General features: G+C 40.0%; 6 protein-coding genes. 4 read left to right on the top strand and 2 right to left on the bottom strand.

The window, feature by feature from the left end:
• The 4 genes from H541_RS13170 to H541_RS0104495 all read left to right on the top strand — a co-directional run.
• Positions 1-134 (top strand): transposase (locus tag H541_RS13170; RefSeq protein ID WP_022796154.1); only part of this gene is annotated, 134 nt, incomplete at its 5' end.
• A 293-nt stretch (positions 135-427) separates the two neighbouring features.
• Entirely contained in the window at positions 428-1,630 is a 1,203-nt protein-coding gene (locus H541_RS0104505) for a galactokinase (protein ID WP_022796153.1), read from the top strand.
• 123 nt (positions 1,631-1,753) lie between these two features.
• The gene (gene galT / locus H541_RS0104500; protein ID WP_022796152.1) at positions 1,754-3,340 is read left to right on the top strand and encodes a UDP-glucose--hexose-1-phosphate uridylyltransferase; all 1,587 of its coding nucleotides are present in this window, start codon (positions 1,754-1,756) and stop codon (positions 3,338-3,340) included.
• Between the two features lie 183 nt (positions 3,341-3,523).
• Complete coding sequence (locus H541_RS0104495) at positions 3,524-4,522, top strand: LacI family DNA-binding transcriptional regulator (protein WP_022796151.1); 999 nt, start codon at positions 3,524-3,526, stop codon at positions 4,520-4,522.
• A gap of 414 nt (positions 4,523-4,936) precedes the next feature.
• Here H541_RS0104495 and H541_RS0104490 read toward each other — a convergent pair whose 3' ends face one another.
• Together H541_RS0104490 and H541_RS0104485 are read right to left on the bottom strand one after the other, a co-directional pair.
• Positions 4,937-6,145, bottom strand: a complete 1,209-nt coding sequence (locus H541_RS0104490) for an NAD(P)/FAD-dependent oxidoreductase (protein ID WP_022796150.1) — start codon at positions 6,143-6,145, stop codon at positions 4,937-4,939.
• A 56-nt stretch (positions 6,146-6,201) separates the two neighbouring features.
• Complete coding sequence (locus tag H541_RS0104485) at positions 6,202-7,110, bottom strand: prenyltransferase (protein WP_022796149.1); 909 nt, start codon at positions 7,108-7,110, stop codon at positions 6,202-6,204.
• Positions 7,111-7,210 lie beyond the last annotated feature (100 nt).

Below are 7,210 nucleotides of genomic sequence, written 5' to 3'. Positions count from 1 at the left end.
TTCGTCGAAGAGAGAAAATCATTCGCATCTTTCCTAACCGTGCTTCTGCCAACCGATTGGTTGGTGCTTTATTGATAGATACCCACGAAGAATGGCTTGGCTCGACCAGAAAGTATCTTAAATTTGATCAGTGAGAGAAGGTTGAACATTGTAGTGTATTTTACACAAGATTATGGACTTGACTAAAATGTTATTTGCTTCTCAGCTATTTTTATTTCTCAAGTGAGTAATTATAATACATCTTAAGTAAAGACTAAAATAGAGGCTAAAAAAGTTGACACAACTATTCCACTCTACCGATAGCTTAATTAACCCCGCATAATGTAAGCCCTTTTATTTTTTGGTTGACAACAACAAAAACATCATTACAATAAAGAGTAACAGGGATAAATATTTTACTAAACATTTACTAGGAGGATGAAAAGATATGTCAATCAAAGAACAACTCGACAAAACTTACCAAAAACTCACAAAAGCGGGCCACATTTCACGCAGTCAATCTGATACTCAGTCAACAAACTATTATTTTGCGCCTGGTAGAATCAATCTAATTGGTGAACATACCGACTATAACGGTGGGAATGTATTCCCATGTGCGATTTCCTTTGGGACTTATGCCCTTTTTAGAAAACGGGAGGATGATCTTGTTACTGTCTACTCCGAAAACTTTCCAGCCAAAGGCGTGATTACTTTCTCTCTTTCAGACTTAGACTACGATAAGGCTGACAATTGGGCAAATTACCCTAAAGGAATGGTGAAATATCTTACCGAAGCTGCCAAACCTCTTTCCAGCGGTTTTGATATGGTAGTCTACGGTAACATTCCTAATGGTGCTGGGCTCTCTTCTTCGGCTTCTATCGAATTATTGACTGGTGTTGCGATCAATGATGCTTATGACTTAGGCGTTGATCGGATTCAACTGATCAAGCTGGGACAAAAGGTCGAAAATGATTTTATTGGGGTTAACTCTGGTATCATGGACCAATTTGCGGTTGGGATGGGCCAAAAAGATACAGCAATTCTATTAGATTGTCATACGCTTGATTACGAATTGGTTCCTATCAAACTAAAGGACTATTGCATCATCATCATGAATACGAACAAACGGCGCGAACTTGCAGATTCTAAATACAATGAACGTCGTAGCGAGTGTGAGGAAGCTTTAAAACGACTGCAAACGAAACTATCGATCTCGTCACTTGGCGATTTAGATATTCCAACGTTTGAAGCAAATCGTGATCTTATCCATGATGACATTCTTGAAAAAAGAGCCAAACACGCTGTCTATGAAAACCAACGGACATTAAAAGCTAAAGATGCCCTTAAAAAGAACGACCTAACTGCTTTCGGTCAATTAATGGACGAGTCACACGATTCTTTGAAAAATGATTATGAAGTCACCGGAAAAGAGTTGGACACCTTAGTAGCTGTGGCGAGACGACAACCTGGCGTCCTTGGTGCACGTATGACCGGAGCAGGTTTTGGTGGCTGTGCTATTGCTCTAGTGAAAGAAGCCAACACAGCAGATTTTGAAGCAAAAGTTGGAGAAGCCTATCAAGACAAGATCGGCTATGAGGCGACCTTCTATCCAGCACATATTGAAACAGGTGCCAAGAAATTAGACTGGTGATCACCATCAGCGCTTAGGGACAACTCAGAAGATAGCTTAACTACTATTCAAGCTATCTTCTGAGTCTACTCCTCTAACCAAGCACAGAAACTTGAGTGAATACAAGCAAAGGAAGGAAAATAGATGTCTCTCAGACAAACCATTGATGATTTTGTTGCTTTGTCCATAACCCTAGGTCGTTTTGAGCCATTAGATCATCTCTACGTTCAAAATCGCATATTGGCCTTGATTGGAGACCTAGCTCTCCCAGAAGATGATGAATACCAAGAGGGAAATCAAAAGCATGCTAGTAAAGGTGCTAATCAAGACTATAGTGACTCCGCTCAGGAAACAAAGGAAGAACTAAAAACGCTTAAAAGTTCCTCAATCGTTCTTTTAGACCAACTGATTGATCGTGCTATTGAAAACGGAACAATATCAGATGGTATTTCTGAAAGGGATATTTTGCGAGGACAACTAATGGATTTGGTGACTCCGACACCTAGTCAAGTCAACCACCTCTTTAATGATGCCTATCAAAAAGACCCTAAATTAGCGACACAGTACTTTTACGACCTCTGTCTCACAAACGACTATATCAAAAAAGACGCTATAGCTAAAAACGAGGCTTTTACCGTCACTACCGATTATGGCGACTTAGAAATAACGATCAATCTCTCTAAGCCAGAGAAAGATCCAAAAGCGATTGCTCTGGCAAGGCAAACCGAAAAACCAAGCTATCCCAAATGTATGCTTTGTTTTGAAAATGAAGGCTATCAAGGGCGACTGGGCTATCCCGCACGGTCAAACCATCGGATCATCCGCTTTCCCTTACTCAATGAAACTTGGGGCTTTCAATACTCGCCATATGCTTATTACGATGAGCACTCTATTTTTATCTCAGATACCCATCGTCCGATGCAAGTGTCACAACAAACCTTTGAGCGCCTGTTAGCCATCACTGACTGGTTGCCTCACTACTTTGTCGGTTCAAATGCTGATCTACCGATCGTTGGCGGTTCTATCTTAAGCCATGACCATTACCAAGGTGGCAATCATCACTTTGCGATGGAAAAAGCAGAAATTGAAACACCATTTACCCTTTCCGCTTATCCAACATTGACTTGCGGCATCGTTAAATGGCCAATGTCTGTGATTCGACTAAATGGCGCAGACAAAGAAGAACTCATTGCAGCAGCTACTTTCATTCTAGACGAATGGCGGCAGTATTCTGACCTATCAGTTTCCGTTTCAGCTCATTCTGCTGACGGGACACCTCATCACACGATCACACCTATCGCCAGAAGAAAAGGAGAACGATACGAGTTAGATCTGGTCTTAAGGGATAATAATACATCAGATGAGTTTCCAGATGGTATCTTCCATCCCCATCCTGAATTGCACCATATCAAAAAAGAAAATATCGGACTAATTGAAGTCATGGGACTAGCAATACTACCTCCTCGACTAAAAGATGAACTCAAAGTAGTGAGTCGTTACTTGCTTGAACAAGATAATCAGATTGCTGACTATCACAAAAACTGGGCAACTGGTATCAAGACCCACTATGCGCAAAAAAACGAGCCAATCACTTCGGAAAATGTCCATCATATCGTCCAAGAAGCTGTGGGTGAGGTCTTTAAAAACGTACTACTAGATGCTGGTGTCTTCAAACGCACGTCAGAAGGACAAACAGCTTTTAAACACTTTATCGCATCATTGAATGCTTAACTAATAAAAAGTATGATAGTTTACAGAGCATACAATAGAAGTGAGCAAAGTGCTAGTTCTTACACAGACCCAAGTAATCCCTCTGTAGATTCTATGGTAGAATCACACAAAAAAAGCTATCAAACCAGAATGCTATAAAACCGGAAAATTGGAAAACTATAAAAGCAGAAAGGATGTAGAGAAATGGCAACTATCAAAGACATAGCTGAACGCGTTGGCGTCTCCCAAGCAACTGTTTCTCGCGTCCTCAATTATGACCGTGAACTCTCTGTCAACCCGAAAACACGACGACAAATCTTTGAAGCAGCTGAACAGCTAAATTACACCAAACACAATCGAAAAAGTACGCTCAAGCCTAAAAAAATTGCGTTGGTGCAGTGGTACGACGATTCTGAAGAACTCGAAGACTTGTTCTATTTATCGATTTCACTGTCCATTGAAAAAAAAGTAAATGAGTCCAATTGTGACCTTTTCAAGACAGTCTTGACCTCAGAACTAACTTTACCAAATGATACAGAAGGCATCATTGCCCTTGGAAAATTTACGGATCAACAGGTAGAACAACTTAAGCTGTATCAGTTACCGTTAATCTTCGTTGACGATGATCAAACAGGGAACCATTGTTCCTCCGTCACAATTGATGTTGACCTATCCGTCAAACAAGTCGTTGAATTTGCAAAACAAAGCGGTCACGACACTATTGGCATCATCTCTGGGGAAGAAACGGCAAGATTCAGTGGTGAATTGTTAGAAGATAAACGTTTGACCGCTTTTAAACACTATGCCCGTCTTAATGACTACCCATTGACATTCATCCATACCTGCCCTTTCACCGTTGAGGGTGGCTATCAAGCTATGGATACCCTATTAAAACAATCAGCAGAAGTGTCATTACCATCATTTCTCTTTTGTTCCAGTGATGCTATCGCAATCGGGGTCCTAAAAGCACTGACAGAGCATCATATACCCGTACCAGAACAAATCAGCATCATGGGATTCAATGACAGCTCTGTCTCTAAATACACCATCCCATCGCTAAGTTCCGTCAAAGTTTATACCGACTACCTTGGCATAGAAGCAGTCCTATTCCTATTGACCCATATGACGGAAAGTAACCCAGTCCCCGTTAAACTAGTCCTCGGTACAACAATAGTAGAAAGAGAAACTACACGAGGTTGTTAAAAAAGAGGTTGTGGGACAAGCGTTCAGCTTTGAGACATAAGACGAGATAGCAGAAAATTTGTAATTTTCGGGCTAGGTCGACTTATGTACAAAAAGCTGCTTGAACCACACTGACAACAAAAGGTTTTTAAAAAAGTGGTCAGCTTCAAGACATAAGACAAGATGACTGAAAATTTGTAATTTTCAAGGCAGATTGACTTATGTCCGAAGAAGCTACTTTCTTAACTCCGACAAGAAGTTGTGGGACAAGCCTTCACCTTCAAGCCATTACGTAAAAAAAACAGACATTGCGACCCTCGCAATATCTGTTTTTTCCCTTGCTTTTTTCTTTTTATTTTCTCTTATATTTTCTTTGCTCTTATTTTTTATTTCAGATTATAATTCTCAAAACTACTATAGTTCCCTCTCACCATTTTAATGATAAAAATCAAAGCGTCCTTTAGAGAGAACTTCTTTCACGCCACCGGTCTCAAATAATGAGCGATCCATAATCGCTTTTTTAATGAACGAAGCAGGGTAACCTTTAACAGGTGTTTTCCCGACGACACCAAAGGCATGTGTATTACCAATCGATGCGACTGATCCTAACGACTTGAAAGTGAATGGTTGCGTTGCTTCACCCTTCAATTGTCTCAAAATATTCTTACCAGCCCAGTCTCCCATCTTCAATGCAATTTGCGCCGTTGTCGGATAAGGACGATTACTTTCTTTGTCCATGACCGCAGAGACATCACCCACAATGTAGACTTCTGAGTGACTTGGATCCGTCAAATCAGAGCTTACCATCACCCGGCCTCTTCTTTGTTCAAAATCTGAATCCGCCATGACATGGCTACCACTGACACCGGTTGTCCAAATAATCGATTGTGCAGCTAATTCTTCTGTCGCACCTGTTTCTTTATCTACTTGGTAAACGACACTTCCTGGCTTGATTTCTTTGATTGGTTTCCCAGTCAGAAAATGAACTCCCCAATCAACCAAATGATCTATGCCATAGTTCCCCAGTTTTTCATCAAACATCGGTAATAACCGTGTCACTGCTTCAATACAATACAATTGAATCTCTTCTGGTTTAACACCCGCTATTTTAGCTAATGAAGGGCGACTTTCAACTAATGCACCAAGTAACTCGATGCCCGTGAAGCCAGCACCACAAACGACAATTTTTAGGTCATCCTCATTCTTAGTTTGAGCATACTCAGCCATCTTTTCTTTGAGATGGTCATTGACCTTTACGGCAGAATCAATATCCACCATCTGTAAGGCATTTTCACTAGCACCTGGAATACCAAAAGTTTCTGATTGAAAGCCTAATGATACAACTAAATAGTCATAGGTCAGTTCCTTACCACTTTTTAAGTGGACGGTCTTACTGTCGCGATTGATTTTAGTCACTTCATCCTCTAGAAAAGTTGTTTTTTGCGAATCGACAACATCTTGAATGTCATAAGTGATTTTTTCCTTAGATTGAGTTCCGGCCGCTACTTCATGTAGACTGGTTGACTCGTAATGGTAACTATGCCGATCCACTAACGTGATATGAAACGCCTCTTTGCTTGCTTGTAACACATGTAGTGCCCGTAGACCAGCATAGCCAGCCCCTAATATAACTACTTCCTTCATTTATACTCTTCCCTTCATTAATTCACGGTTATATCATACCGCTATTTCACAAATAATCAACTCATAAGTAAAAGCCCAAGACCGTAAGTTAAAACAGACGTTAATGCCCCTATAGCTAGGATCTTTACGGCACATGGAAAGGTCTCTTTTTTATCTTGTTTTTTTAGGAATACTCGAGCTTGTTTCACAATAACAGGTAGTATTAGCAAAGTTAGTAGATTAGTGATAGGCGCCAATTTTAACCATACTGCAAGGCAAATTGCCACAAATGGCAGGAATGTTAATCCTATAAACAATAGCTTCGACCTCTCCACCCCAAAATAATGGACCAAAGTATATCGCTCATTCTGTTCATCTTCTTTTAAATCACACATATTATTCGCGAGCATCAGATTTGCAATCCATAAGGTATTAGGAAGTGATATTAAAAAGACTTCTAAAATACTTTCTAGTGACCAATCAAAAAATTGAAAGGTATTTAGGTAGACGCAAATCAACGAAATCATAAACCCCATGGTAAAGCCAGAGAAGAACTCGCCTAAGGGTAGACTTGATAACGGTCTTGGACCAGAAGAATAAAAAATACCGACAAGATAACAATAAATACCCAGCCATAGTATAGGTGCTCCCACTTGCGTACTCAACCAAATACCCATTCCTGCCGAAATGATGATCATTCCGACCATTAGCGACCAAACAGTCCTTAGAGACAAGTGTTCCCGCCCGATAATATTCGTTTTTTCTTTGTAATCGTGTCCGGCTATTGCATGACGATAGTCATTATAGTTATCCAAAATATCAACTGCCATGTTAAATAAAAGCATCGCCACAAAGAACAAACTAACATAGCCAATATGCACCGATTGATAATGGAATATACTAAAACAAAGGCCAATTAAAAATGGTAAAACACTGGCAGTTTTGGCTTTAAATTCGACAAGCTCCAAAAATACAGATAACTTCAAAAACAGTTAACTCCTTTCTTCTTTATTTTTCTTCAGTCTTTCTGCTTTAGCCTTTATCATTCTATAGTCTTTATCACTAGTCTTTTTCACTAGTCTTTTT

The sequence above is a fragment of the Bavariicoccus seileri WCC 4188 genome, assembly GCF_000421665.1.
Taxonomy (GTDB): Bacteria; Bacillota; Bacilli; order Lactobacillales; family Aerococcaceae; genus Bavariicoccus; species Bavariicoccus seileri.
Note: the sequence above shows the minus strand (reverse complement) of the source record. Positions and strands in the feature narration are given on the sequence as shown.

Bases quoted from the DNA above. Each gene is read 5' to 3' on its own strand.
- H541_RS0104505 (WP_022796153.1), top strand. From the start codon at position 428: ATGTCAATCAAAGAACAACTCGACAAAACTTACCAAAAACTCACAAAA.
- galT (WP_022796152.1), top strand. From the start codon at position 1,754: ATGTCTCTCAGACAAACCATTGATGATTTTGTTGCTTTGTCCATAACC.
- H541_RS0104495 (WP_022796151.1), top strand. From the start codon at position 3,524: ATGGCAACTATCAAAGACATAGCTGAACGCGTTGGCGTCTCCCAAGCA.
- H541_RS0104490 (WP_022796150.1), bottom strand. From the start codon at position 6,145: ATGAAGGAAGTAGTTATATTAGGGGCTGGCTATGCTGGTCTACGGGCA.